We start from the raw sequence: 25,458 nt of genomic DNA, 5'->3' as shown, positions 1-25,458 counted from the left end.
AGACATGAGCGATGGAGCCGAGACGACAGCACTGCAGCAGCCGACCTTCCCGCTGAAGGCTCCCGGAACCGCGGTCGTCCACGCGGGTCAGCGACAGAGCCCCCGCATCGTCTCCGTCCCGACCCGCTGCACCGAGCATGTCCTCGAACTGCCGGAGGGCGCGGACCTGTTCGCCTCACTCGAAGCATCCCTGACCGACTTCGCCGTTCCCGGCATCATGGCCGAGTTCGTCTCCGGACAGTTCGGCCATATCGACTATGTTCATCCGGCCTACGGCCCCGACGCCGAGCACCCGATGTCCTTCACTCAAGCCTTCACTGTCGACGACCCCAGCCGCCTGCGCCACGCCTCGGCCACGATCGGTTGGCGCGATGACTCCCCCTTCTGCCACGTCCATGCATCGTGGACCAATGCCGACGGCGAAACCAAGGGCGGCCACCTGCTCCCGGGCACCCTGGCAGGACCGTTCGGACTGACCATCCGGCTCTTCGCCCTGCCCGATGCCCACCTGATCAGCGACGTCGATCCCGAGACAGGGTTCTCCGCCTTCGCACCGCACCTGGTCACACCGGCACACGCCGCCGCGTCATCATCAACCGCGCCCGATCTCGCCGCGGCGGCCCGCCCCGCTGAAGCCGTCGTCACCCGCGTACGTCCCGGTGAGATCCTCGACGAGGCGGTCCTCGCCGTCTGCCGCACCGCTGGCTTCGACTCCGCCGAGGTGGTCGCGAGTCTCGGCAGTACGACCGGAGCCGTGTTCACCGATGGCACCGCCCCGTGGCCGGCCGTCGAGTTCACCCATCTGAGCGGCGCCGTGACCGGAGCGCGAAACTCAACTCCACGGATCACCCTCTCCGGCGAAGTCGTCGACGTCGCCGGAGAGGTCAGCTCCGGCACCCTCAAGCCTCAAGCCAACCCCGTGGCCGTGACCTTCGAACTCTTCGTCCGCCGCACAGCCTGACCGGACACGTCGCCCAGCCAGACAGGTCCGCAGAGACAACGATCCCCGCACCATCCTGAGGATGATGCGGGGATCGTCCGTTCGAGCTCAGAACACTCAAACGCTCACGACATCACGGCCCCGCCGTCGACGCGGAGGATCTGTCCGGTCGTGAACGCGGCCCCATCGGTGGCAAGGTAGGCGACCGCCTCGGCGATCTCATCCGGCTGGCCCATCCGATCGAGAGCCTGCCCTGAGGTGTCATAAGTCTGACCGACGGTGAGCGCTGATTCGACCGGCCCCGGTGCCACCGAATTGCAGCGGATGCCCTGGCGTCCGTACTCCTTGGCCACCCATTTCGTCAGGGCGATGATCCCGCCCTTGCTCGCCGCATATGCCGGCCCCGACCTTGCCCCGGCTTCCCCGTCGGAGACCGCTCCGCCGTTGATGCCCGAGATCGATGAGATGTTGATGATCGACCCGCGTCCCGCATCACACATGTGCGGGTGGACGGCGGCCTTGATGAAGTTGAACGTCCCACCCAGGTTGGTCTCGATGTCGCGCTGCCACTGTTCGGCGGTGATCCCATCGATGCCGATGCGCGCGGCAGTGCCTGCATTGTTGACGAGGATATCGAGACCCCCGAAGGTCGACACGAACGACCCGACCGCGGCAGTCACTTCCTCGGCGTCGCGGACATCGAGTGAGAACGCGGCGAACCGCTGGTCCGGGTACTCCGAAGCCAACGACGCGGCGGCCTCCTCGGCGCCCTTAAGATCGACGATGCCGACCGAGGCACCCCGCCTGGCCAGTGCAGTGGCGATGGCCAGGCCGATGCCCTGCGCGGCACCGGTGACCAGGGCCGTCTTGTTCGTGAGCAGATACGGTTCCATGATTCTCCTTCGACAGAGTTGAGTGAGGCGTGAACTACCCGACCCCGAGCAGGTCCGGCAGCCAGTTCGAGATCGCCGGGATGTAGGTGATGAGCAGCAGAGCGATGATCGCGCAGATGAGGAACGGCATGATTCCGCGCACGACCTCCTCGAGCTTGACCTTTCCGATGCCCGCACCCACATAGAGGTTGAGCCCGACCGGCGGCGTGAACAGGCCGATCGCCAGGTTGACGGTCATGAACACACCGATAGTCGTCATGTCCACACCCACGCCGATGAGGATCGGCACGAGGATCGGGATGAACAGGTAGAACGCGCTGATCGCGTCGACGAAGGCGCCGACGATGAGCAGGATGATCGTGATCGCTGCGAGGATGAGGTACTTGTTGTCCGTCACGCCCAGCACGGCTGTCGAGATCCGGTCGGCCACGCCTTCGACGGTGATGACGTAGGAGAAGAGGCTGGCCACGCCGACGATGAACATGATGACCGCGGTCGAGACCCCGGATTCGAGGAATACCTTCGGCATGTCCTTCCAACCCAGCTCCCGGTAGACGAACACCCCGACGATGAGCGCGTACACGGATGCGACGGCTCCCGCCTCGGTGGGGGTGAAGATTCCGCCGTAGATCCCGCCGAGGATGATCACCGGAATGAGCAGGCCCGGGATCGCCTTGACCAGTGCGGCCATGATCTCGCCGAACCCGCCCTCGGGGTTGACCGTGACCGTCGGATCCGCCGATCCGACCGACCCGGACCCGACCGACCTCGAAGTCCCGGAAACCCCGGAACTCGCCGAGGCGGCCTTCCCGTTCGCCGTCAGCAGCTGGGTCTTGCTCCCTGCCGCGCTGTCACCCGAACCGCCGTTCCCGGCGGAGTCAGCACCGGCGGAACCGGACGCCGACGTTCCGGTCGACGTCGACCCCGTGACCGCCTCGGCGTCGGGCTTCGTTCTCACCGGCAGACCGGCGAGCTCACGCACCCTAGGGACGAACAGGGCGGCGATGAAGAACGCAACGGCCATGATGATGCCGGGCACGATGCCGGCGATGAACAGTCGGGAGATCGAGATCTTGCCGAACTCGGCGGCGACGACGGCGAAGATGATGAACGCGATCGACGGCGGCACGACGATGCCCATCGAACCGGAGGCCGCGACGAGGGAGACCGCGTGCTTCTTCTGGTACCCGTTGCGCACGAGCGCGGGGATGAGGATCGCACCGATCGCGGCCACGGTGGCAGGACCGGATCCGGAAATGGCGGAGAAGAAGAACGCGGAGATGATCGTCACTGCGGCCAGGCCGTGGCGCAGCCGTCCGAAGATGAGGAACGCGAGGTCGACGAGTCGCTGCGAGATGCCCGTGTACTGCATGACGATGCCGGCGAGGATGAAGAACGGGATCGCCAGCAGCGTGCCCGAACTCATCGACGGGAACATCACCGAGGGCACGACGTCGAGGACCTGCACACCGTCGGTGGTCACCAGGGTGACGACGGCGGAGAGGCCGAGGGCGAAGGCGACGGGGATCCCGAGGCCGAGGAAGAGGAAGAAGCTGCCGAAGAGCAGAAGCGCGATCATTTCCGGCCCCCTTCGCGATCGGAGGAGAATTCGGACGAGTCGATGGTCGGAGCGGCTTCGCTGGCGAGCCGCTCGACGACTGCCTCGGCGGAGGTGTCCTCATGCAGAGCCGTCCGCAGGGCCTGAAGACTGCGGATGATTCCGAGCAGCCCGGCCAAGGGAATCGACAGGGTGAACAGCCACTGCGGGATGCCCAGCGACGGCGTCGCCCGGCCACGCAGTCCCTGCGCGATCGTCATCTCGCCGCCCCAGATGAGCAGGACGGCCAGGAAGACGACGATGAGGGTGGTGCCGGTGATGAGCAGGACGCGGCGGACGCTGCCTTTTGCGTTCTCCACGAGGTAGGTGAATCCGAGATGCGCGCCGAGGCGGATCCCGACGACGGCTCCCATCATCGTGAGCACGACGAGGAGGTTGATGGTGATCTCCTCGGAGAAGGCCAGCGAGGCCTTGAAGATGTAGCGGGAGAGGACGTTGACGAAGGTGACGACGACGATCACCATAAATGAGGCGATGACGACCCAGTCCTCGAAGAATCTGATGACTCTCATCTCACAGTCCTTTCGGGATGAACGCCTGGGACAAGTCCGGTCCCCAGACCTTGCGGTATTCGCTGTAGATCGGACCCAGCTTGGCGCGGAAGGCGTCCTTCTCCTCGTCGCTGAGTTCGTTGACCTCCATGCCGGAGTCGGCGAGTTCGGCGATGAGCTTCTCTTCGCCGTCCCTGTTCTTCTTGATCTGGAAGTCGTTGGCCTCGCCGGCCAGGCGGGTCACGAGCTTCTGGTCCTCAGGCGTCAGGGAGTCGAAGAGGTCCTTGTTGATGCCGAGGATGAGCGGATCGTACGAGTAGTTCCACAGCGTCAGGTACGGCTGGACCTCCTGCAGGTTCGCCGAGTAGATGACGTCGATCGGGTTCTCCTGACCATCGATGGCTCCCTGCTGCAGGGCCGTGAAGACCTCACCGAAGGGCATCGTCGTCGGGTTCGCGCCGAGTCCGCGGTAGAGGTCGGTGTACATGCCGAAGCCGGGGATCCGGAACTTCATGCCCTTCATGTCGTCGGGCGTGTGGATGGGCCGATGCGTGTTCGTCAGCTGCCGCATTCCGGATTCGCCGAAGCCGAGCAGATGCACTCCGCGTTCGGCGAGGTAGTCTCCGTAGACGTCCCCGCCTTTTCCGGCGAGCGCCTTCTGGCCGTCCTCGACGGAGTCGAAGATGAAGGGAGCGGTGACAGCGCCGAAGCGCGGGTCGACGCCGGCGTAGATGATCGGCGAGTTGTAGGAGAAGTCCTTCGCCCCGTCCATGAGCTGTTCGACTCCGGCCGTCGGTTCACCTGCAGAGAGTCGTTCGCTGGTGAAGATCTTCATGGTGATCCGGCCGTCGGTCTCCTTCTCGAGGTCCTTGGCGAGCTTCTCCGCCGCGAGGTACCACGTCGAGGTCGACCCGGTCGTCACCGTCATCTTCCACCGGTAGCGCTGCTTTCCGTCGTCGGTGGTGCCGAAGTTCGTTCCGCACCCTGCCAGCAGCAGGGCGCACACCATCAGTACGGCGGACCAGACGAGCATGGTCCTCGTCGTCCGTGTTCTCGGCACCATTGCCTCCTTGATTTCTGTTATTTCACTGTCGTTGGGTTCGGTGGGGTCAGGCCCCCGCCGAGGCGACCGCCGCCGGTCGCGCGAACCGCAGCCTCATCGTTTCGGCATCCCCGCGTAATGCGTCAGTCCCCCATCCACGGGGATGAGCGTGGAGTTGATGTACGCCGATTCGCTGGATGCGAGGAACACCGCGAGGTCCGCGACGTCCTCGGGCCTGCCCATCTTCCCGGTCGGCGACTGCGCATGCCGGGCGGCGAGCATCTCCTCGACCGAGCCGTAGTGGCCCGAGATCGAACGGTGGATGAGCGGGGTCTCGATGAGGCCCGGGGCGATCGAGTTCGCACGTATGCCTTCGGAGGCATACTGCGCGCCGACGACCTTCGTCAGCTCGATCAGCCCCGCCTTCGACGCCGCATACGCCGGGTAGTCATACCCCATATAGCGCATGCCGCCGACCGAGGACACCGTGATGATCGACCCGCGCCCGGCCGCGCGCATATGCGGCAGTGCATGCTTGATCGCCGAGAACGCCCCGGTGAGGTTGATGTCGAGGGCGCGCCTGAAGCCGTCGGTGTCGAGTTCGTCGACTCCTCCGTTGACGACGATTCCGACGTTGTAATGGAGCACAGTCGGTCCACCGAGGCGGTCGGCGCAGTGAGCGAACGCCGCTGCCAGGGAGTCTTCGTCGCCGACATCTGCGACTACCGTGGTCAGCTGAGCGTCGAGATCGACCTCCGTATTGGGAACAACCCCGTCGAGGCGGCCCCGCCCAGCCGTGACCGCGCCGTTCGAGTCGACCTGGGCAGCCGCCTCGGCGAGGGCCCGTGTCGCTTCGTCAAGCGCACCTGGGTCTCGGTCGACGATGCAGACCTTCGCTCCCTCGCGCAGGAATCCGATCGCCGCAGCGAAGCCGTTGTTCACCTCCCCGTCCGGAGTGCCGCAGCCGATTGCCATGATCGTCGTGCCGACCAACCTACCCATCGGCACTGACACGGCTGCCGTCTCTGTCGTATTCATCGTGCGCTGCCCCGTCCCTGGGAGTATTCGGCCTTGAGTTCCTTGCGTGCGAGTTTGCCGTAGGCGGTGACCGGCATGGTCTCGACGAAGTGGATCTCCTTGGGAACCTTGTAATTCGCCAGCCCCGACTTGCACAGCGCGGTCAGCCGCTCGGCCAGGTCATCGGCGTCGGCACCTCCGTCGCCCGCACTTCTGTCACGGGCACCTTCGTTCCCGGTCGACGGCGCACGTTCGATGACGGCCACGCCGATCTCGCCCCACTGCGGGTCGGGCACGCCGACGACGACGGCCTGGGCCACTTCGGTGTCGGTGAGGAGGAGCTCCTCGATTTCGCGGGGGTAGACGTTCGAACCGCCGGAGATGTACATATCGGACTTCCGGCCGGTGAGGAACAGGTACCCCCGTTCGTCGAGGTAGCCGACGTCGCCCGTGTGGAAGAGCCCTCCGGCGAAGGACTCGGCATTCGCATCGGGGCGGCCGAGGTAGCCGGCGCACACGGTCGGCCCGGCCACGCAGACTTCGCCCTGCTCACCGGCGGGCAGCTGTGCGCCGGTCTCGCCGACGATGACGATCTCGACCCCGGTGCGGGCTCGGCCGCAGGTGCCGATGCCGGCGCCATCGACGGGGATGGCCCCGTGATCCTCGGGGCGGAGGATCGTGATCGCTCCGGTCACCTCGGCGAGCCCGAAGTACTGGACGAGGCACGGTCCGAGCCGCTCGAGTGCCCGGGCCTGGTCGGCAGCGAGCATCGGCGCTCCGGCGTAGATGACCCGCTCGAGGGTGTGGTCCTCGGGTCCGCGGCCCGACGGGTAGCCGGCGGCGATGCGGCTGAGGATGGTCGGGACGGTGAAGGCATTCGTGATCCCGTAGGCGTCGATCGCCGGCCACAGGGACTCCACGCTGGGCTTGCCACCGGGGTGGATGATCGACGGGGTGCCGCCGAAGACCTGACCGAGCATGTGGATGCCCGCACCGTGCGACAGCGGCGCGAGCACGAGGGACGCCCCCGTCTCGTCCTCGTTGGGAAAGAGGTCGCAGCGGTGATTCATCAGCACCGCACCGAGGTGGCGGTGCGTGAAAGTCGCAGCCTTGGGTCGCCCGGTCGACCCGGAGGTGAAGAAGTACCAGCAGGGGTCGTCCTCGTCGACAGTCGAGTCGACGGCCTCTGCCGGTGCGGCTGCCGCCTGGGCTGTGGGCAGGTCGCCGATCCAGAAGACGGGGCCGGTGAAGCCGGTGTCTTTGAGGGCGGTGACGAAGTCGGTGTGGGCGCGGTCGGCGATGACGGCGGCAGGGGCGACTTCGGCGCTGATGCCGAGCAGCTCCTCGGTCGACAGGGCCGCATTCGGTGGGGCGATGACGCCGCCGGAGCGCAGAATCCCCCAGAAGGACTGGACCACCTCGGCGTGGTTGGCCGAGACGAGGAGGACGGTGTCGCGGCGGTTGACGCCACCGGCCTGGAGGGCAGCGGCGAGCGCCTCGGCGCGGGCGTCGAGTTCGGCCCAGGTCCACCGCTGCCCGTGATCGTCGTCGACGACGGCGAGGCGGTCGGGGATTCGGCGGGCGGTCTGGGTGAGGAAGTGGGAGACGTTGACCCCGCGCCGAGGCGTGGGCGTGAAGTCCTTGGCCGGGGAAGTCTGGGAGATGGCGCGCATCAGCGGACGCGTTCGAGGACGGAGGCGAAGTTCGACACGGCGGCACCGCCCATATTGAAGACTCCGGCGAGTTCCGGTGCCTCGATCTGGATGCCGGGCGAGCGACCGGTCAGCTGCGCGGCAGCGAGGGCGTGCATGGACACACCGGTGGCGCCGATGGGGTGGCCCTTGGCCTTGAGTCCGCCGGAGGGGTTGACGGGCAGGCGGCCGCCGACCGCGGTGGCACCCTCGTCGAGCAGGGTGTGTCCCTGGCCGGGGGCGGCGAGCCCGAAGGCTTCGTATTCGAGGAGTTCGGCGATGGTGAAGCAGTCGTGAGTCTCGAGGAAATCGAGGTCGTCGATGCCGATGCCGGCGGCTGTCAGCGCCTGATTCATGGCGGCCCGGGCGCCGGCCATCTCGAGCGGGTCGCGTTGGGACAGCGGCAGGACGTCGTTGGCGTTGCCCATGCCTCTCCAAGTCACGGCCTGCGGTGCGGAGGCGGCGACATCCTCGGCGGCCAGGACCAGGGCTGCGGCCCCGTCGGAGACCATCGAGCAGTCGGTGCGGCGCAGGGGTTCGGCGACGTACGGGTTCTTCTCGCTCACGGTGTTGCAGAAATCGAAGCCGAGGTCCTTCTGCATATGGGCGAGTGGGTTCTGCGATCCGTTTGCGTGGTTCTTCGCGGCGATCTTCGCGAGTGCTTCGGAGCGGTCGCCGTAGCGGTCGAAGTACTGGCGGGCGATCTCGCCGAAGACTCCGGCGAAGGACTTATAGTGCTCTTCCTCTTCCCGGAAGCTGGCGCTGAGAAGCACTTCGTTGACGTCGTGGCCGGAGGCCTGGGTCATGCGTTCGGCGCCGATGACCAGGGCGGTCTTGTGGCGGCCGGCGGCGATGGAGTCATGGGCTGCGAAGATCGCGGCGGAACCGGTGGCGCAGGCGTTCTCGTGCCGGTGGGCCGGTGTGCGGGCGAGTTCGGGGAACACGGTGCCCGGCAGTGCGGCTTCGAAGCCTTGGCGGGAGAGTCCGTTGTTGAAGACGCCGACGTGGATGACGTCGATGTCGGCCGGCTCCAGTCCCGTCTCGGCGATGGCGTCGCGGGCGACGTCGGCCATCATCTGGGGCAGCGGTGATTCGGACCGACCGAACTTTCCGTGGGACCAGCCGATGATCGCAGGTGAGGACATGGACACTCCTTCGGGTACTGGGCTCTGCACAACGAGCACTGTCCTCTCATACTTTCCCGGTCCCATCTGCTGGTCAAAGAAAATCCACCATATGGAACATTGGTGTCGGCCTTCGACACACCACCCCTGGCCTAGCCACCGAAAAACGGGCGGAGCGTCGAGAAACGGGCGCGCACACCCGTTTCTCGACGCTCCGTGCGTTTTTCGATAAAGCCCCGCCAGCGCGGCGGCTAGCCGAGCTGTTCGCGCAGGGCCTGAGCCGTGGTCCGCGGATCGTAGCCCTCGGCCACGCCCTCGACGATGACGATGTCGGTGTCGATATGGCGCGAACGCAGCGGGGCGATCTCCTGATAGGCCGGGCTGTCCCACCATTCGTGAGCGAGCCGAGCGTCGGGGAAGGCGATCATGACGACGTGTCCCGGCCACTGGCCTTCCATCACCTCGCGGGCGGTGCCGTGGACGAGGAACCGTCCGCCGAAGGGTTCGAAGGTCTCGCCGATCCGGTCGATGTACTCCGCGACCTCGGGATGGGGCGTGAACTGCTGCAGGTGGGCGATCGCGTAGGCGGTCATGGTGTCACTCTCCTGTATTCTCTGTGTGCCTCGATGAGTTGCGCTGGTGCGATTCATTGCCGTGGTTCGAGGATTTGCTGCCGTGTGACGGCTCGCCAACCGGCGGCGTCTCATCGCTGTTTCGCGTCCTTCCGGCCGGCGGCGACCGACGGACGAGTTCCAGCAGAATCAGGGCAGCCAGTCCGAATCCCGCCGCGGCCAAAGGCAGAATCCCGGGACCCGCCTCGGTGAGTACGACTCCGCCGACTGCAGCTCCGAACGCGATGCCCAGGTAGGTCCCCGATGCGTTGAGTGCCAACGCCTGTCCCGCCAATGGCCCGGCCAACGTGTGCAGGCGCATCTGGATCGCCGGTGAGTTCCAGAAGGCCATTCCGCCCCACACTGTCGTGACGATGAGCACGAGCCAGATGGGCACGGGCCGGAATGCCCACATCCCCCACATCGCGACCATGGCGGCGATGATGACGCCGATCCCGAAGAACAGTGCTCGCCCCGGGCCCCATCGGTCTGCGACCTGACCGCCGAGCCAGATTCCGGCCATGCCCGCGAACCCGGAGAGTCCGAATGCCACTCCCCGCTCCTCGACTCCCGCTCCGGCAGTCGCGCTGAGATAGGGCGCCAAATAGGTGAGGACCATCATCGTTCCAGCCATGAGCAGACAGTTTGCCGCGAGGCTCACGGCAATCGGCGCACGCGTGAGGCTGCGCAGCTGTTCCGACAATCGTGGAGAACGATCTCCACGCCCGCCTCCCGGAACGGTGAGGAGGACACCGATGAGCGCGAGCATCCCGGCTACGGCAACCGCCAGGAAGGTCGCCCGCCAGCCGAACGCTCCGCCGATCCACGTACCCAGCGGGACTCCCAGCGCGATGGATCCGGTCACCCCGAGAGAGACCGTCGCCAGGTACCGTCCGGTCTTCCCAGCCGGCGCGTGCGACGCAGCGAAAGCGAAGATGGCCGGAGTGACGCTGGCCGCAGCCGCGGCCGCCACCACCCTCAGGACCATCAGCACGCCGAAGGACGAGGCGACCACCGCACCGAGATTCGCTCCCGCGAAGATGATGAGGGCAACGAGGAACAGCCGCCGAGGCGGGACCCGAGCGAGCGCGACAGCTGCCACCGGCGCGGCCACTGCCACGGTCGCCGAGAACGCCGTGACGAGCTGCCCGGCCTGGCCTTCGGTCACCCCGAGATCGGTCGCGATCTCAGGCAGGATGCCGGCGATGACGTAGTCGTCTGTGTAGAGGACGAAGGAGACTGCGAGAAGGACGATGAGCCAGGGCGGCATCACGTCGGCTGCTTCGCGTCATCGCGCCGAAGCGGGGACTGGCGGCGCAGGTGGGTCCTGAGCACAGCAATGCCGTAGAGGCTGGCACCCGGGGTCGCGAGAACAGCGATGCCGGTAACCACCGGCGCGACCTCTCCGCCTTGAGCGAGGAGGATCTGCGTCGGTCCCTGGAGAGCCACAACGCAGCACCCGGTCCACGTCACCAGCCACGCCGCGCGCGGCCATCGTCCAAGGTGGCGGGAGAGCAGCGGACACAGCAGGGAGAGAAAGCCCAGCAGAGCTGTCGCCGCCAGCACCATCCTCTGCGCCGGTTGCTCCATCCCCTGCGGTCCGGTGCTTCCCGGTCCCGCAATCGCCCAGACGGCCATAGCACAGCTGAAGGGCAGAACGCCGAGCACACCGCAGACGGTCATGATCAGCGACGGAGCCGGTGGCGGCGTATCCAACAGATCGCCCCAGCGCCGGATCACGTAGGCGCCGACGACGATCGCCATCGCCGCGCCCAGAGCGCAGAATCCGGAGTAGACGAGGCCGAACACCCACGGGTGCATCCCCGAATCGGGCAGCCGCAGCTCCCCGTCGATGAGCGCCTGGATGAGAATGCCCGGTGGAAGTCCCAGCAGTATCGGCCCGAGCAGCCCGGCGGCTCCGGCTCCGAGCACGAACACCACGGGCGCCGGAATGCGGCGCGCCCACGGCCGCGTCAGCGCCACCACGAAGGCCACGCCCGTCACCATCATCGCGAGAGTGATGGTGTTTCCGATGAGGAAGCGCGGTGTGAGCATCCCCTCGCCTCCGCTCGCGGTGGTCGATCCGAAAGATGAGCCGCTCAGCCACAGGATCTTGAAGATCACATACGGCAGAACCGCGACGATCGCCGTGACGATGGCGGCACGCTGCAGCGAAGAGACAGGGGCAGGTGCTGATGTCCGTGTATTCGCCACGGCGACTCCCGAATTAGAGGACGTTCTCTAGATGCTAGTCTCTAGTCTGAGGTACGGTTCCTCGAGGGTCAACCCTTTGAACGAGATTCTCCGATTCGCTGGAGCGAGAGGACGTGACAGGAATGGCGAAACGCGCGCTCTATTCGCGGGACGATATTCTCTCGGCGGCTATCAGCTCCGTCGGCCGACGTGGTCACGCCGCCACAGTGGCCGATGTGACGCACGAGCTCGGTGCACCTTCGGGATCGATCTACCACCGGTTCCCCACTCGGGAGTCGCTGTTCGCCTCTGCCTGGATCCGCTGCGTCCATCAGTTCCATGACACCTTCGCCACGATCACGGACGTCGACGATCCGCTGGAGGCGATCGTCGAGACCGGTCTGCTGATCCCCAGGTTCTGCCGGGAGAACCCCGATAAGGCGCGGACTCTCACCCTCTACCGGCACTCCGCACTGCTCGCAGGCCCTCCCAAGGGACTGCTCGATGACCTCACAGGACTCAACGATCCCGTAGTCGCCCACATCTCCGAACTCACGCGACGGCGCTTCGGCGACGTCACCCCTCGCAGCGTCGAACTCGTCGCCCTGGCCTGCCGCGAGACTCCGTACGGCATGGTGCGCGGCCTCATCGGCGGCGAGATCCCGGCCTGGCTCGACCAGCCGATCGCCGCAGCGATCACCGCGGTAGCCTCACTGGATCCTTCAACCGACGACTGAGCTCTCCACCAGTCCGTCGAAAAACGCGTTGAGCGTCGAGGCACGGGTGCGCTCCCCCGTGTCTCGACGCTCCGTGCGTTTTTCGATGAGCTTCGGCAGCGACTGCCGCCTCGGCTCACCCCTTGAGGCGAGTCATCTCCGGGTCGAAGAGCGGCTCGGCGGTGACTGTGGCGGGCAGGCGACGGCCGAGGTATTCGATCTCCACGGCGTCACCGACCGACAGGGTGTTCGGCAGCCAGGCGTAGGCGATCGACTTCCCGATCGTGTATCCGTACGCCGCCGAGGTGACATAGCCATCGGCGACACCCGTATCGACCGATCCGTTCGACTTCGCCGAGGCGGCCCCACCGTCGGAGTCAGCCGAGGTTCCACCGTCCGCGACACCCGACCCGCCGACCACGTACACCGGTTCTTTGCCGAGCACGACGTCCGAGGGCACATCGAGGGTCAGGCAGGTCAGCTTCGTCGTCGCGGCCGCGGCCCTCGACTCGAGTGCAGCCTTGCCGATGAAGTCGTCGGTCTTCGACGCCTTCACGGCGAACCCGAGTCCGGCCTGAACCGGTTCGTGCTCGCTGGTCATATCGGTGCCGAAGGATCGGAACCCCTTCTCCAGGCGCATCGAGTTGAAGGCTTCGCGGCCTCCGGCGATGATGCCGAATTCCTCACCGGCTTCCCACAGCACGTCCCACAGTCGCGACCCGAGATCGGCCGAGGTGTAGATCTCCCAGCCGAGTTCGCCGACATAGGACAGACGCATCGTCGTCACCGGCACTCCCCCAAGCACTGCGGGCTTCGTGCGGAAGTACTTGAGTCCGGCGTCGCTGAAGTCCTCGTCGGTGACCTTGGAGATGACGTCCCTGGCCAGCGGACCCCACAGTCCGATGCAGCAGGTTCCCGGTGTCGTCTCGCGTACGGTCACCCATTTCGATGGGTCGGCGGCCGACTGGTGCCTGGCCGCCCGCGAGATGGAAGCAAGGTCGGTGTTCGAGTTCGCTCCCACCTGGTAGGTCTCCTCGTCGAGGATCGCGACCGTGATGTCGCTGGTGATGCCGCCTGCCTCATCGAGCAGCAGCGTGTAGCTGACCGCTCCCGGTTTGCGCAGCATCGACGAGGTGGTCATCCCGTGCAGCAGTTCGCCGGCACCGGGGCCGGTGACCTCGAAGCGCTTGAGCTGGGTCATGTCGAACATCGCCACCGAGGTGCGCGTCTTCCACGCTTCGGCTGCGGCGATGGGCGAGTGGAACTGATCCGCCCAGGCATCTCGTTCCGGCGCCGCCCACTCGGACGGCATTTCCTCGAGCAGGGCAGCGTTCGCGTCGAACCAGTGCGGCCGCTCCCAGCCGGAGGTCTCGAGGAAGAACGCACCGAGCTCCTCCTGCTGCCTGCGGAACGGACTCGACCGCAGGTCGCGCGGGGAGACCCGTGGCTGCAGAGGGTGGATGATGTCGTAGATCTCGACGAAGTTCTGCTGCGAGGTCTCTCTGACGTAGTCGGCGTTCGTCTGCACATCCTCGAAGCGATTGAGATCGATTCCAGACAGGTCGGTCTTCGACCGTCCTTCGGCGATGAGCTCAGCCACGGCGCGGGCGATGCCTGCGCCGTGGGTCACCCATACCGCCTCGGCGACGAAGAATCCGTCGACCTGACGTGACTGTCCCACGAGCGAACCGCCGTCCGGGGTGAACGAGAAGATGCCGTTGAACCCGCGCTGGATCTGCGTCTGTGCGAGTTCAGGCAGCAGAGTCTTCGTCGCTTCCCATTCGGGGGCGAAGTCGTCCGGGGTGAAGTCGAGGCTCGAGGGCATCCGTTCACTCGTGATCTCGTCGGGCGAGTAGGTCTGCAGCGTGTCGAGGTCGACGGGCATAGGCCGGTGCGCGTAGGAGCCGATGCCGATCCGCTCGCCCCATTCGCGGTAGTACAGGTCCTTGTCCTGGTAGCGCAGGATCGGGGCCTGCGCACCCGCCGGCAACTCATTCTTCCCGATGAGTGAGGGCACCTCGGTGGTCCAGGCGAACTGGTGTCCCAGCGGCAGCAGCGGGATCGGGGTGCCGACCATCTCACCGATCTTCGGTCCCCAGAAGCCGGCGCAGGAGACGACGATATCGGCGGGGATCCGGTCCTCACCGGCGATGACCGCGGTGACCCGCCCGCCGGTGGTCTCGATATCGGTCACCGTGGTGCGGTCGCGGAATTCGACTCCCGCGGCACGGGCGCGGTCGATGACGAGCTGTGTGCCCTTCGCCGCCAATGCAAGGCCGTCACCTGGGGTGAGCAGTCCGCCGTGGACCATGTCCCGGTTGAGCATGGGGAAGAGCTTCGCGCATTCGTCGGGGTCGATGACGTCGGCTTCGACGCCGTAGGAGCGATTCCATCCGGCTCGGCGGTGCAGGTCCTGCAGCCGATCCTCGGTGGTGGCGATCTCGAGGCCTCCGACGGGCAGGAATGATCCGCGCCCGTCGGCGTCCTTGAGCGCGGTGAGCTTCTCGATCGTGTACTGCGCGAATTCGGTCATCGACTTCGACGCGTTCGAGGAGAAGACGAGTCCCGGGGCGTGTGAGGTCGAGCCGCCGGGGATGTTCAGCGGGCCCTGTTCGATGACGAGGGTGTTGGTCCAGCCCAGCTGCGCGAGTTCGTCGGCGAGGTTGGCGCCGACGATGCCGGCTCCGATGATGACGACTCGTGGTGATGAGATCGGCACTGAGTACTCCTTAATGATGAAAGTTATGGGGACTGTTTTGCAGAGGATGTCGCGGTTTCAGCCGCGGTTCAGGCGTCGATGACGAGGTCGGTCTTCGCCGTCGAGCAGCACGGCAGGAACTTCCCCGCGTCGATCTCGCGGGCCCGGATGCCGCCCAGATGGTTCATCTCGACGTCGCCGTCGAGCTTGACGACCTTGCAGGATCCGCACATGCCCTCCTGACAGTTCGCGGGGATCTTCACCCCCGCCGTCCGCGCGGCCTGGAGGACCGTTTCGTCCTCCCCGACGCAGACGTTGAGGCCGGTGCGCACGAACGACATCGTGTGCTCACCCTGCCCCACAGTAGGCAGTGCGGCCGGGTCGACGACGGCGATTTCGTCATCGTCGCCCGCATCCTTCGCCGAGGCGGCCGCCCCATCCCCAGCCGGGACCGCGGACCCAGCGTCGGACGAAGAATCGGGACCCGCCTCGGCGAGGTTCTCATCGGTGACGCCGACGACCTCGATCTCGACGTCGTCCTCGACCGGCACGACCGCCTGGGCGTCGACTGCTTCGGTCGGTGCACCGAGCGCCTCGATCGGACCGTCGGCGTCGTACTCGGGTTCGTACATGTCGAGTGCGGCCGGCTGGGACTCGAAGTACTCCTCGGTCGTCGCTGCGATCTCCTCGGCGATCTCACCAGCGATGGCGACTTCCTCTGCGTATTCGGCACGGATCTCACGATCACCGGAGAAGAACTCCATGAACACCGAGGTGTCGTCGACGCCGACTTCGCGCAGCAGCTCGGTCGCCGAGTTGAGGTATCCCTCCGGGCCGCAGGCGAAGACCTGTCGCCCATTGGCGTCGGGGACGAGCTCCTCGAGCAGCGCCGTCGACAGCCGTCCCGTCCGCCCCTCCCATTCCTCGCCGCATTCCCGATCGCCGAGGCAGTAGATGACCTTGATCCGGAAATCCACGTTCGCGAGGAAGTCGAGCTCCTCAGAGAAGGCGAAGGATTCTGGTGTTGCTCCGTGGTAGAGGAGGACGACATCGGCCTGCCCGGGCAGCGAGTGGACGGTGCGGATCATCGACATCAGCGGGGTGATCCCGGCTCCGGCTGCGAGCAGCAGGAACCGTGCTCGCCGGTCGTAATCGGCGAGGTGGAAGGCGCCGACCGGACCGAGCATGTCGAGGACGGTGCCGGGGCGGAGGTGGTCATGCGCCCAGGGCGATACCTTGCCTTTGGGGTCGCGTTTGATCGTGATCGAGAATGTCCACGGCTCGGTCGGCGCCGAGGAGATCGAATAGCTGCGCGACACCGGCTCGGCATCGGGTCCGTCGATGGGGAAGTCGATGTTGATGTACTGCCCCGATCGGAACGCCAGGGGCGCCCCGTCCATACGACGGAAGACGAAGACCATCATCCCTCCCGCCTCAGGGATGGTCTCCACACATTCGGCGGCGAATTCCTGCGGGTGCCACGGACCCAGCGCGGTGGCGGCTCCGGCCGGCTCCGAGGCGCTCGAGAGCACGCGGTTCCAGGGCATTTCCAGTCCGCGCACCCGCTGGGCCAGCGGCAGCGCGGGCACAGCGGACGATCTCATCCGACGTGCTCCCGCATCCGCTGCACGTACCAGTTGATGAAGGCTTCGACCTGGTACTCGCTCTTCATATACGGACCCTGCTCATAGAACGGACTCGCCGCTCCCTGCTGGCAGAGTTCGACGAAGGCCTTGTCCTGCAGGTTCGTCTGCTTCCATGTGTGAGTGAGGGTCTCCAGGTCATAGTCGACGCCTTCGACAGCGTCGTCGGCGACGAGCCAAGTGGTGCGCACGAGGGTCTTCGAGGCACTGATCGGGAATGCCGCAAAGGTGATGACGTGATCGCCGAGGAGGTGGAACCACGAGTTCGGCTGCAGATGCATCGAACAGCGCCCGAGACGGAAGTCCGGCAGGTCGCCGAGCAGCTTCTTCGACAGCCGGCGCCCGTCTGCCGAGAAGGACTCTCCCGCTCCGTCGAGCGATTCGCGGGAGATGCGGATGCCGCCGACGCGGGTGTCGAGTTCTTCGACGACCTCATAGGGCAGGCCGTAGCGGCGGCAACGGTATTCGAGGGAGGCCTGCGCCTGCTGATTGCGGTCCCAGACGTCTTCGAGGTGCGGCGGGATCGTCTCGTCGGTCAGCCCCCAGGTCGGGAACAGCGAGCACGCGAGCTCCGGGTGGCCGTCGCAGTGGTAGCACTCGCGGTTGTTCTCCATCACGAGCTTCCAGTTGCCCTCTTCGACGATGTTCTGCTGAAAGGCGACCTTCGTCTTCGCCAGCTCGTGCGGGGCGACATAGGGTTCGAAGATCTTCGCGGTCTCATGGAAGTCAATCGGCGGCTCTTCGGCCAGGCAGATGAACACGAGCCCGGCGGCGATCTTCCCGTGCGCGCGTTTGAGTGCGTAGCAGGACTTGTCGAAGGTCATCTCCCCCGGCGCCGAGGCGTGGATGAGGTCGCCCTCGGGAGAATACGTCCACGAGTGGTAGCCGCACACGAGGTTGCCCGTCGTGCCCTGCGGATCGGTGAGGACTCGTGCCCCGCGGTGCCGGCAGACGTTGTGGAGGACGTTGACGCCGCCATCGTCGCCTCGCAGGACGATGAGGGAGTACGGACCGTAGTCGAGCGTGACATAGTCACCCGGCTCGGGGATCTCGGCGATGCTGCAGGCGAAGACCCAGTGCTGACCGAAGATGGCCTGCATGTCGAGGTTGAAGAGGTTGTCATCGGTGTAGAACGGTGCCTCGAGCGAGAAGCCGACCCGACGGGTGTCGAGTCGGACGCGGATCTCTTCGAGCTTCTCTTCGCTGAAGCCCGCAGGTAAGCCCTTCTTCGTCGGTGCCAGATTGGTAGCGGTCAATTCTCATCTCCCTGGATGTCTGCCGATTGCGGCCGGACGACGGGCGACACACCTCAGCGTCGTACACCGCAGCGACCGAGCCGTGTGAGCGCGATCACGTAGGTAACGATAGCGATCTCGACTTTGCAGGAAAAGCGCGAGATTTGGTCCAATATCATGCGGAATAACTGCATAATATGAACCATGCTCGATCCTCGACTCACGACCCTGCGAACCTTCGCCGCCTGTGGCACCGTCGCCGCCACCGCGGAGCTCACCGGATACTCGCCGTCTGCCGTATCCGGCCAGCTGCGTGAGCTGCAGCAGAGCCTGGGAATGACGCTGCTGGTCAAGGACGGACGCGGGCTGCGGCTGACCGCGACGGGACGCTACCTCGTGCGCCGCTCTGATGCCCTGTCGGCCGAGTGGGAGGACATCAGGGCCGGCGCGCTCGGGGCCGGCGAGCAGGCCCCGAATCACTTCGGCATCGGCGGTTTCTCGACCGCCTCGTCGAACCTCCTCGCGCCCTTAGCCGCGAAGCTGCGCGGGACGCGCCCTGAGGTCCGCGTGCACGTCATCGAGGCGACCCCGACCCGTTGCTTCGAACTCCTCATCGCCGAACGCATCGACCTCGCGGTCATCGTTTCCATGCAGGGCAATGTGCAGGTCGAGGGGGACGATCGCTTCGAGAGCATCGACCTCCTCGACGATCCGCTCGACGTGATGGTGCCTGCCGACCACCCTGTCGCCGAACGCGAATCGGTGGCCTTGGCCGAGCTCGCCGGTGAGGAGTGGATCACCGCCGGGCCCGGATCGCCGTACCACTCGCTGTTCGTCGCCGCGTTCACCGCGGCTGGCGTGACGCCGACGGTGGCCCATGAAGCCGTCGAGTGGGAGACCTCGGCGGCCTTGGTCGGTGCGGGGGTCGGAGTCAGCCTCCTACCGAGACTGGCCAGCCTTGCAGGAGAGGCCAATGTTCGCCGAATCCGACTCAGCGGCACGGGGCGGCCGAGCCGGAAGATCATCGCCGCCGTGAGAACGGGCAGCCGCAGGTCTCCCCTGGTCAGGGAATCGATGCAGCACCTGCGCACGATGTCCCAGTACATCCTCTCCACGCGCCTGCGCGAGGACTCCTGACGAGAATTGCGCCCGCCCGAGGCGACGAATTCGTCGTGCGCTGTTGATCTTCCGGTGGGGGCTTGACAGAGTTCTGTCACGACGGCGAGACTGCATCTAAGTCTGATGTCAGACTGATATGTCAGAACCGTCGACGGACCCCTGTTCGTCGCACTCGCATGTCGAACTCCCACGTTTCACACACATGGAGGCTCAACGATGAGCAATAAGGCAATCAGCTATGCAGGTCCCGGAAAAGTCGAGGTCATCGACACCGAGTACCCGGAATTCGTTCTCAAGGACGGGCCTGGAGTCAATCCCGCCAATATCGGCCGCGAGGTCGATCACGGCGTCATCCTCAAGACTGTCGCAACGAACATCTGCGGCTCCGACCAGCACATGGTCCGGGGCCGTACGACTGCCCCGGAGGGTCTCGTCCTCGGCCACGAGATCACCGGCGAGGTCGTCGAGGTGGGCCGGGACGTCGAATTCGTCAAGGTCGGCGACCTCGTCTCGGTGCCGTTCAACATCTCATGCGGCCGCTGCCGCAACTGCAAGGAAGGCAAGACCGGCATCTGCCTCAACGTCAATCCCGACCGCCCGGGTTCGGCCTACGGCTATGTCGACATGGGCGGCTGGGTCGGCGGTCAGGCCGAGTACGTGCTCGTGCCGTATGCCGACTGGAACGTCCTGAAGTTCCCGGACAAGGATCAGGCGATGGAGAAGATCCTCGACCTCACGATGCTCTCCGACATCTTCCCCACCGGGTTTCACGGCGCCGTCAGCGCCGGCGTCGGCGTAGGTTCGACGGTCTACGTCGCCGGTGCGGGCCCGGTCGGAATCGCGGCGGCCACCTCGGCGCTTCTGCTCGGTGCGGCCTGCGTCATCGTCGGCGATCTCAACGAGGATCGTCTGGCGCAGGCTCGCGGATTCGGGTGCGAGACGGTCGACGTGTCCAAGGGCGATCCGAAGGACCAGATCGAGCAGATCCTCGGCGAGCCCGAGGTCGACTGCGGAATCGACGCCGTCGGCTTCGAAGCCCGCGGCCACGGCAAGGACGCCAGCCACGAGGCGCCGGCGACGGTGCTCAACTCGCTCATGGACATCACCCGGGCCGGCGGCAGCCTCGGCATCCCCGGTCTCTACGTCACGGGTGACCCGGGCGCGGCCGATGAGGCGGCCAAGGAAGGGTCGCTGTCGATGCGGTTCGGCCTGGGCTTCGCGAAGTCGCATGTGTTCGTGACCGGCCAGTGCCCGGTGATGAAGTACAACCGCGGACTGATGCAGGCGATCCTGCACGACAAGGTCTCGATCGCGAAGAACGTCAATGCGACACCGATCCGCCTCGAGGATGCCCCGCAGGGCTACGCGGACTTCGATTCGGGCGTGGCGAAGAAGTTCGTCCTCGACCCGCACGGCCTCATCTCCGCCTGAGGCTCGTTTCGCGCGCACTAGGTGGTCATTCTGGTCACAGAATTTCGAATCGACCGTGACCAGAACGACCACCTAGTGCGCAGCCCACGGGCTATTCTGCGAAAAGTGGTCGCATTCGGATAGTCCGAGCCGAAATATAGGTCGCAACCGGATACTCAGGAGGCCCTGAAAGTATCCGGTTGCGACCTATATTTCTGCTTCCGCCGCAGGCGCGTCAGTTCTTCTCCTCATCTTCCAACCGCGCAAAAGCCAGGTGGGCGAGCGCCGCGGCCTGATCGCCGAGCAGTCCGTCGTCGAAGACTACCCTGGGCGAGTGGTTCGTCTCGGCGTCAGGGTCGATGCCCTCGGGCGTCGCGCCGAGGAACACGAATGTGCCCGGAACCTTCTGCAAGACGAAGGAGAAGTCCTCCGACCCCATCCGCGGATGCTCCATCTCGACGACCCTCTCGGACCCGAATACTGAGCCCAGTCGCTCGAGCACGACCGTCGACTCGGCGGGGTTGTTCACGGTCACGGGGAATCCCACTTGGAAGTCCACCTCGGCGGTGCAGCGGTGAGCCCGGGCGATGTTCTCGGCGATCTCCGTCACCCGCTCCTGCAGCAGGGCCACAGACTCGGCGGAGAGGAAGCGGATGGAGGCGGTGAGCTTCGCCGAGTCCGGGATGACGTTGCTGGCCTGCGCGGCTTCGAGCTGAGTGACCGAGACGACGACGGGATCGAAGATGTCGAAGGACCGACCGGTCATCGTATTCAGGGCCAGCACCACCTCGGCGAGCGCCGGCACGGGGTCGCGGGTCGCCTGCGGTTGGCTGCTGTGTCCGCCGGCCCCGTGGATGGTCAGGTTGAGGTCGGCGAAGCCGGCCATGAGCGGCCCGCCCTTCGTCGTGAAGCGACCTCGAACGTCGGCTTCGACGTGGATGCCGTAGGCCGCGACGACCGGGACACCGGCGGCTTCGAGCACGCCCTCGGCGATCATCGGCTCGGCCCCGCCTTCGACCTCCTCGGCGGGCTGGAACATGAAGATGATCGATCCGGGGATCTCCTCGCGGTGAGCGGCGAGCAAGCGTGCGGCGCCGACAAGCCCCGCCGTGTGCAGGTCGTGACCGCACGCGTGCATGTTCCCGTTCTCAGAGGCGAAGTCGAGGCCGGTGTCCTCGACGACCGGCAGCGCGTCCATGTCGCCGCGCAGCAGCACCGCGGGCCCGGGTTTCCCGCCCTTGAGGACGGCCACCACCGAGGTGAGCGACTCCCCCGTGGTGATCTCAAGTCCCAGCCCGGCGAGCTCATCGAGCACCGTCTGCTGCGTGAAGGGAAGGTCGAATCCCAGTTCGGGGTTCGCGTGCAGCTTCCGTCGCAGGGAAATGAGATCGCCGAGGTGGCCCTGAGCTTCGGTGCGGAAATCTGGGGTGGTCATGGGGCTCCTCATCGTGTGGGTGGCGTGCGGTTCGGTTCGACCGGTTCCGGTCGGCTGCTGTTACCAATCTATGCCCTGCGGTGGTCAACGCACCCTTGTTGCCGGTCTGCACGGGCAAGTAATGTTGATTACCCACGTCACTCAACGAGGAGACCGAGCGTGCGCATCATCATCACTCAGAACATCACCCTCGACGGTCGTGTCGAGATGCTCGACGACTGGTTCGATCCGCAGGCCCAGGACGAAGAGCTCTCGGCCGAGCTCATGCGGCAGTCCGCGAACGAGGACGTGCTGCTGCTCGGTCGGCAGACCTTTGAGGACTTCCGCGGCTATTGGCCGAACGTCACCGATGACACCACCGGAGTCGCGGACCACCTCAATCAGGTCGACAAACGTGTCGTGTCTTCGACGTTGACCGAACCGGGTTGGCAGAACACGCAGATCATCAGCTCCGATCCGTTGGGCGCGGTCGCTGACCTGCGCGAGGCACCGGGACGCGATGTCATCGTCACCGGGAGCATCACCCTGGCTCATGAACTCATCGCGGAGGGACTCGTCGATGAGTATCGGATGTTCACCTATCCGGTATGGCAGGGTCGCGGACGCGGTTACTTTCACGACGGAGCGCACTCGGCCAGACCGCCGCGCCTCAAGCTCATCGATGCGAAGTCCTTCCCGAGCGGCATCACCTACTCGGCCTACGAGCCGAGCGCCTGAAGCACCATACGGCAGGACCAAGCGCCAGAGCCCGCGGACGGCACTTGCCCCTGTCTTCAGTCCGCGTGAGTGCGTTCGAAGTCCTTGCCCCACTCGTTCATCGCCTCGACGATCGGCTGAAGACTGCGTCCGAGATCGGTCAGTGAGTACTCGACACGCGGCGGCACTTCCGGATAGACAGTGCGCAGAACCAAGCCGTCCTCCTCGAGCTCGCGCAGCTGCCTGGTGAGAGTCTTCGTGTTCACCAACGGCACCAGTCGCCCGAGTTCGTTGAACCGGCGAGTTCCGTCGAGCAGATGCTTGATGACAGTGAGCTTCCAGGTGCCACCGACCGCCGAGACCGCAACCTCGACCGGGCACACCTCCATCGCGCGACGGACCGGCAACCGCATATGCACCTCCATGGGGACAGAAATGTCCGTACTAGACGCTTGTACTCTAAGAGTCCACGATGGAGACATGCAATACGACGACACCCCTCCGACTGTCCTCTGGCTGAGCGCCCACCCCGAACCACGCTCGCTCAACGGAAGCTTGCGCACGATCGGAATCGAGCATCTGCGCACACTCGGCCACACCGTCGTCGAATCCGATCTCTATGCCATGGAATGGGACCCGGTGGTGCGTCCGCGCGATGCAGCCAACCACCCATCGCATCGGTTCCGCATCAGTGCCGACACGCGCACAGCTCACCTCACCGGCGCCCAACCTGACGCGATCGTCCACGAACAGGAGAAGCTGCGACGGGCAGATGCGCTCGTCATCCAGTTCCCGTTGTGGTGGTACGGGATGCCGGCGATCCTCAAAGGCTGGTTCGACCGAGTCTTCGTCAGCGGGTTCGCATTCGGCACCGACGAGACTACCGGACGACGGCTCCGCTTCGAACAGGGCCCTTTCACCGGCAAACGCGCATTCGTCATCACCACCCTCGGAGATCGCCCGCACGCCATCGGCCCCCGCGGGAAGTCCGGCGAGCTCAAGGAACTCCTCTTCGGCCTCCTGCACGGGACCTTCGCCTACACCGGCATGAGCGTCCTCGAACCGTTCGCCATTCCCAGCGCCGACCATATCGACGACCTGACGCCGATCCGTACCCGACTCACAGACCGCCTCGGCAAGCTCTTCACTGCCCCGACAATCCCCTACCGGCCGCAGTTCACCGGCGAGTACACCACCGACTGGGAACTCGCACCCCACCTGCGCCCCGGAGAGCACGGACTGCGGATCCACACCGCCTGCTGACCGAGCGCGCAATACCGATCCGTTGTCCGTCGCACTATCGAAAGGCCCACCGACCCCATGAGCACAAGTGCCGTCGTACCCTTCGACCTCCACCTCCCGCAGTCCGAAATCGATGACCTCAACCGCAGACTCGCCACTGCCCGCCTGCCCGAAGCAGAGACCGTCGCGAGCCAGATACCGGCACCGGGACCTGGCCGGTGGTCCCAGGGTGTCCCGCTCACCGACCTCGTCGACCTCGTGGACTACTGGCGAACCGACTATTCGTGGCGAAACTTCGAGACTCGGCTCAACAAGATCGGCCAGTTCCGCACCGTCATCGACGGACTCGGAATCCACTTCCTCCACCGCCCGTCTTCGCGAACCGACGCAACCCCGTTGGTCCTCACCCATGGGTGGCCCGGCAGCATCGCCGAGTATGTCGATGTCATCGACGAACTGGCCGAACCGACCGGTCCCGAGGCACCGGCGTTCCACTGCGTCGTTCCGTCACTGCCGGGTTTCGGCTTCAGCGACAAGCCGGGCAGCACCGGCTGGTCGACGGAGAAAATCGCCGAAACCTGGGTGACGCTCATGAGCAGGCTCGGTTACGACCGCTTCGCAGCCTTCGGCGGTGACTGGGGAGGGGTGATCACCACGATCCTCGGCGGACGCTTCCCCGACCACCTCATCGGAATCCACACCACCTACGCCCCCGGCGTCCCCGGCGCATCACTCGACGAGCTGACAGCAGGCGAGCGCGCATGGGCCGAAGACGCAGAAGACTTCTGGGCCAATCGGGCCGCGTATGCCCATCAGCAGGCCACCCGCCCACAGACCATCGGCTACGCCCTCGTCGACTCCCCCGTCGGCCAGCTGGCGTGGATCCTCGACAAGTTCGCCGAATGGACGGACACCCGAGACAGCCCGTTCGAGACGATCTCACGGGACCGACTGCTCGACAATGTCTCTCTGTACTGGCTGATGCGCACCGGTGCTTCCTCGGCGCGCATCTACGCCGAAAGCCACGACTCCCTCGACCCCGATCTGCGCGTCGACGTTCCCACGGCGGTCACGATGTACCCCTGCGATATCGAACGGTATCCGCGCGCATTGTCACAGCAGCGCTACCGGCGCATCGTCCGTTGGCAGGCAGCCCCGAAAGGCGGACACTTCCCGTCCCTCGAAGCACCGTACGAATTCCTCGCTGACCTCAGGGCCGGACTGACGGCAGTCCTCACGCCGTGCCGAACATGACCTTCCGGCCATCGGGGTCCTCGACCGTGACGACGACGTCGTCGACCGCCACCAGCGGAGTGCCCGCGTTCTTGATCCGCTCGAGGAACTCCGCCTGATCCGGAATCCGGAAGTACAGGTGCGTGAGATTCGACTCGGCCACTGGCGGGAACGAATAGTCGGCGAACGCCTCGGCCGAGTGCAGAGCCACCTGCACTCCCCCGGCCTCGACGACGAAGTAGGAGTACTCCTCATCGCCCTCGGTCGTCAGCGGCAACCCTGCGATCTCGCGATAGAAGGCGGCGGTCGCCTCGGCGTCGGTGCAGGTGAGGAACACCCCGCGAAACGTCGATTCCATGGCCAACTCCCTTCGCTGCGGATGGCACGGACCGTGCTCCGTGCGATTCCGGT

General features: G+C 65.7%; 23 protein-coding genes. 7 read left to right on the top strand and 16 right to left on the bottom strand.

Annotated features, from left to right (window positions below):
• Positions 1–4 precede the first annotated feature (4 nt).
• Positions 5–961 (top strand): PCC domain-containing protein, encoded by a 957-nt coding sequence (locus SB749_RS05820; protein ID WP_410709485.1) that lies wholly within the window; start codon positions 5–7, stop codon positions 959–961.
• A gap of 104 nt (positions 962–1,065) precedes the next feature.
• On the opposite strand, the gene SB749_RS05815 is transcribed toward SB749_RS05820, so the two are convergent.
• The 10 genes from SB749_RS05815 to SB749_RS05770 form a co-directional block, all read right to left on the bottom strand.
• Entirely contained in the window at positions 1,066–1,833 is a 768-nt protein-coding gene (locus SB749_RS05815; RefSeq protein ID WP_410709484.1) for an SDR family NAD(P)-dependent oxidoreductase, read from the bottom strand.
• Between the two features lie 34 nt (positions 1,834–1,867).
• Positions 1,868–3,412: a TRAP transporter large permease subunit gene (locus SB749_RS05810; protein ID WP_410709483.1), complete on the bottom strand. Its 1,545-nt coding sequence runs from the start codon at positions 3,410–3,412 to the stop codon at positions 1,868–1,870.
• Positions 3,409–3,963 (bottom strand): TRAP transporter small permease, encoded by a 555-nt coding sequence (locus tag SB749_RS05805; RefSeq protein ID WP_410709482.1) that lies wholly within the window; start codon positions 3,961–3,963, stop codon positions 3,409–3,411. Before SB749_RS05805 ends, SB749_RS05810 begins: the two co-directional genes overlap by 4 nt.
• Before the next feature lies 1 nt (position 3,964).
• A complete protein-coding gene (locus SB749_RS05800) occupies positions 3,965–5,005 on the bottom strand; it encodes a DctP family TRAP transporter solute-binding subunit (RefSeq protein WP_410709481.1) in 1,041 nt (346 codons plus the stop codon).
• A 93-nt stretch (positions 5,006–5,098) separates the two neighbouring features.
• On the bottom strand, positions 5,099–6,022 hold the full coding sequence (locus SB749_RS05795) for an SDR family NAD(P)-dependent oxidoreductase (protein ID WP_410709480.1): 924 nt from the start codon (positions 6,020–6,022) through the stop codon (positions 5,099–5,101).
• A complete protein-coding gene (locus SB749_RS05790) occupies positions 6,019–7,674 on the bottom strand; it encodes an AMP-binding protein (RefSeq protein ID WP_410709479.1) in 1,656 nt (551 codons plus the stop codon). The genes SB749_RS05795 and SB749_RS05790 overlap by 4 nt, the downstream gene beginning before the upstream one ends.
• Positions 7,674–8,837, bottom strand: coding sequence for a thiolase domain-containing protein (locus tag SB749_RS05785; protein ID WP_410709478.1), 1,164 nt, complete (start codon positions 8,835–8,837; stop codon positions 7,674–7,676). The genes SB749_RS05790 and SB749_RS05785 overlap by 1 nt, the downstream gene beginning before the upstream one ends.
• A gap of 230 nt (positions 8,838–9,067) precedes the next feature.
• Complete coding sequence (locus SB749_RS05780; protein WP_410709477.1) at positions 9,068–9,409, bottom strand: DUF1330 domain-containing protein; 342 nt, start codon at positions 9,407–9,409, stop codon at positions 9,068–9,070.
• 4 nt (positions 9,410–9,413) lie between these two features.
• Positions 9,414–10,697 carry an MFS transporter gene (locus SB749_RS05775; RefSeq protein WP_410709931.1) on the bottom strand — a complete coding sequence of 428 codons (1,284 nt, stop codon included), beginning with the start codon at positions 10,695–10,697 and terminating at the stop codon, positions 9,414–9,416.
• Complete coding sequence (locus SB749_RS05770) at positions 10,697–11,641, bottom strand: hypothetical protein (RefSeq protein WP_410709476.1); 945 nt, start codon at positions 11,639–11,641, stop codon at positions 10,697–10,699. Before SB749_RS05770 ends, SB749_RS05775 begins: the two co-directional genes overlap by 1 nt.
• A 122-nt stretch (positions 11,642–11,763) precedes the next feature.
• Between SB749_RS05770 and SB749_RS05765 the strand changes: the two genes are divergently transcribed.
• Positions 11,764–12,357, top strand: a complete 594-nt coding sequence (locus SB749_RS05765; protein ID WP_410709475.1) for a TetR/AcrR family transcriptional regulator — start codon at positions 11,764–11,766, stop codon at positions 12,355–12,357.
• A gap of 115 nt (positions 12,358–12,472) precedes the next feature.
• Here the strand turns inward: SB749_RS05765 and SB749_RS05760 are convergent, their stop codons facing one another.
• From SB749_RS05760 to SB749_RS05750, 3 genes are all read right to left on the bottom strand, one after another.
• Positions 12,473–15,055, bottom strand: coding sequence for a GcvT family protein (locus tag SB749_RS05760; protein WP_410709474.1), 2,583 nt, complete (start codon positions 15,053–15,055; stop codon positions 12,473–12,475).
• Positions 15,056–15,123: 68 nt separating this feature from the next.
• Positions 15,124–16,638 carry a flavin reductase family protein gene (locus SB749_RS05755; protein WP_410709473.1) on the bottom strand — a complete coding sequence of 505 codons (1,515 nt, stop codon included), beginning with the start codon at positions 16,636–16,638 and terminating at the stop codon, positions 15,124–15,126.
• Complete coding sequence (locus SB749_RS05750) at positions 16,635–17,861, bottom strand: aromatic ring-hydroxylating oxygenase subunit alpha (RefSeq protein WP_410709930.1); 1,227 nt, start codon at positions 17,859–17,861, stop codon at positions 16,635–16,637. The genes SB749_RS05755 and SB749_RS05750 overlap by 4 nt, the downstream gene beginning before the upstream one ends.
• Positions 17,862–18,116: 255 nt before the next feature.
• Between SB749_RS05750 and SB749_RS05745 the strand changes: the two genes are divergently transcribed.
• Both SB749_RS05745 and fdhA read left to right on the top strand, forming a co-directional pair.
• Positions 18,117–19,049, top strand: coding sequence for a LysR family transcriptional regulator (locus tag SB749_RS05745; protein WP_410709472.1), 933 nt, complete (start codon positions 18,117–18,119; stop codon positions 19,047–19,049).
• Positions 19,050–19,247: 198 nt separating this feature from the next.
• Positions 19,248–20,462: a formaldehyde dehydrogenase, glutathione-independent gene (fdhA, locus tag SB749_RS05740; RefSeq protein ID WP_410709471.1), complete on the top strand. Its 1,215-nt coding sequence runs from the start codon at positions 19,248–19,250 to the stop codon at positions 20,460–20,462.
• A gap of 214 nt (positions 20,463–20,676) precedes the next feature.
• On the opposite strand, the gene SB749_RS05735 is transcribed toward fdhA, so the two are convergent.
• Complete coding sequence (locus SB749_RS05735; protein WP_410709470.1) at positions 20,677–21,876, bottom strand: M20 metallopeptidase family protein; 1,200 nt, start codon at positions 21,874–21,876, stop codon at positions 20,677–20,679.
• A 159-nt stretch (positions 21,877–22,035) separates the two neighbouring features.
• Between SB749_RS05735 and SB749_RS05730 the strand changes: the two genes are divergently transcribed.
• Entirely contained in the window at positions 22,036–22,593 is a 558-nt protein-coding gene (locus SB749_RS05730; protein WP_410709469.1) for a dihydrofolate reductase family protein, read from the top strand.
• Between the two features lie 56 nt (positions 22,594–22,649).
• On the opposite strand, the gene SB749_RS05725 is transcribed toward SB749_RS05730, so the two are convergent.
• Positions 22,650–22,985: a winged helix-turn-helix transcriptional regulator gene (locus SB749_RS05725; protein ID WP_025777424.1), complete on the bottom strand. Its 336-nt coding sequence runs from the start codon at positions 22,983–22,985 to the stop codon at positions 22,650–22,652.
• A gap of 67 nt (positions 22,986–23,052) precedes the next feature.
• On the opposite strand from SB749_RS05725, the gene SB749_RS05720 reads away from it, so the two are divergent.
• Together SB749_RS05720 and SB749_RS05715 are read left to right on the top strand one after the other, a co-directional pair.
• Positions 23,053–23,835, top strand: a complete 783-nt coding sequence (locus tag SB749_RS05720; protein ID WP_410709468.1) for an NAD(P)H-dependent oxidoreductase — start codon at positions 23,053–23,055, stop codon at positions 23,833–23,835.
• A 57-nt stretch (positions 23,836–23,892) separates the two neighbouring features.
• Positions 23,893–25,068 carry an epoxide hydrolase family protein gene (locus SB749_RS05715; RefSeq protein ID WP_410709467.1) on the top strand — a complete coding sequence of 392 codons (1,176 nt, stop codon included), beginning with the start codon at positions 23,893–23,895 and terminating at the stop codon, positions 25,066–25,068.
• On the opposite strand, the gene SB749_RS05710 is transcribed toward SB749_RS05715, so the two are convergent.
• Positions 25,049–25,405, bottom strand: coding sequence for a VOC family protein (locus SB749_RS05710; protein WP_410709466.1), 357 nt, complete (start codon positions 25,403–25,405; stop codon positions 25,049–25,051). The genes SB749_RS05715 and SB749_RS05710 overlap by 20 nt on opposite strands.
• Positions 25,406–25,458: the final 53 nt, after the last annotated feature.

The organism is Brevibacterium sp. SIMBA_078 (assembly GCF_046534565.1).
In the GTDB taxonomy this organism is placed as follows: Bacteria; Actinomycetota; Actinomycetes; order Actinomycetales; family Brevibacteriaceae; genus Brevibacterium.
The sequence above is the reverse complement of the archived record's forward strand: the minus strand, read 5'-3'. Positions and strand labels throughout refer to the sequence as shown.

Excerpts from the sequence above, each read along its gene's own strand:
- SB749_RS05785 (WP_410709478.1), bottom strand. The coding sequence starts at position 8,837 with ATGTCCTCACCTGCGATCATCGGCTGGTCCCACGGAAAGTTCGGTCGG.
- SB749_RS05765 (WP_410709475.1), top strand. The coding sequence starts at position 11,764 with ATGGCGAAACGCGCGCTCTATTCGCGGGACGATATTCTCTCGGCGGCT.
- SB749_RS05715 (WP_410709467.1), top strand. The coding sequence starts at position 23,893 with ATGAGCACAAGTGCCGTCGTACCCTTCGACCTCCACCTCCCGCAGTCC.
- SB749_RS05780 (WP_410709477.1), bottom strand. The coding sequence starts at position 9,409 with ATGACCGCCTACGCGATCGCCCACCTGCAGCAGTTCACGCCCCATCCC.
- SB749_RS05775 (WP_410709931.1), bottom strand. The coding sequence starts at position 10,697 with ATGCCGCCCTGGCTCATCGTCCTTCTCGCAGTCTCCTTCGTCCTCTAC.
- SB749_RS05725 (WP_025777424.1), bottom strand. The coding sequence starts at position 22,985 with ATGCGGTTGCCGGTCCGTCGCGCGATGGAGGTGTGCCCGGTCGAGGTT.
- SB749_RS05815 (WP_410709484.1), bottom strand. The coding sequence starts at position 1,833 with ATGGAACCGTATCTGCTCACGAACAAGACGGCCCTGGTCACCGGTGCC.
- SB749_RS05720 (WP_410709468.1), top strand. The coding sequence starts at position 23,053 with ATGCAATACGACGACACCCCTCCGACTGTCCTCTGGCTGAGCGCCCAC.
- SB749_RS05790 (WP_410709479.1), bottom strand. The coding sequence starts at position 7,674 with ATGCGCGCCATCTCCCAGACTTCCCCGGCCAAGGACTTCACGCCCACG.
- SB749_RS05795 (WP_410709480.1), bottom strand. The coding sequence starts at position 6,022 with ATGAATACGACAGAGACGGCAGCCGTGTCAGTGCCGATGGGTAGGTTG.
- SB749_RS05710 (WP_410709466.1), bottom strand. The coding sequence starts at position 25,405 with ATGGAATCGACGTTTCGCGGGGTGTTCCTCACCTGCACCGACGCCGAG.
- SB749_RS05820 (WP_410709485.1), top strand. The coding sequence starts at position 5 with ATGAGCGATGGAGCCGAGACGACAGCACTGCAGCAGCCGACCTTCCCG.
- fdhA (WP_410709471.1), top strand. The coding sequence starts at position 19,248 with ATGAGCAATAAGGCAATCAGCTATGCAGGTCCCGGAAAAGTCGAGGTC.
- SB749_RS05745 (WP_410709472.1), top strand. The coding sequence starts at position 18,117 with ATGCTCGATCCTCGACTCACGACCCTGCGAACCTTCGCCGCCTGTGGC.
- SB749_RS05800 (WP_410709481.1), bottom strand. The coding sequence starts at position 5,005 with ATGGTGCCGAGAACACGGACGACGAGGACCATGCTCGTCTGGTCCGCC.
- SB749_RS05755 (WP_410709473.1), bottom strand. The coding sequence starts at position 16,638 with ATGAGATCGTCCGCTGTGCCCGCGCTGCCGCTGGCCCAGCGGGTGCGC.
- SB749_RS05735 (WP_410709470.1), bottom strand. The coding sequence starts at position 21,876 with ATGACCACCCCAGATTTCCGCACCGAAGCTCAGGGCCACCTCGGCGAT.
- SB749_RS05810 (WP_410709483.1), bottom strand. The coding sequence starts at position 3,412 with ATGATCGCGCTTCTGCTCTTCGGCAGCTTCTTCCTCTTCCTCGGCCTC.
- SB749_RS05805 (WP_410709482.1), bottom strand. The coding sequence starts at position 3,963 with ATGAGAGTCATCAGATTCTTCGAGGACTGGGTCGTCATCGCCTCATTT.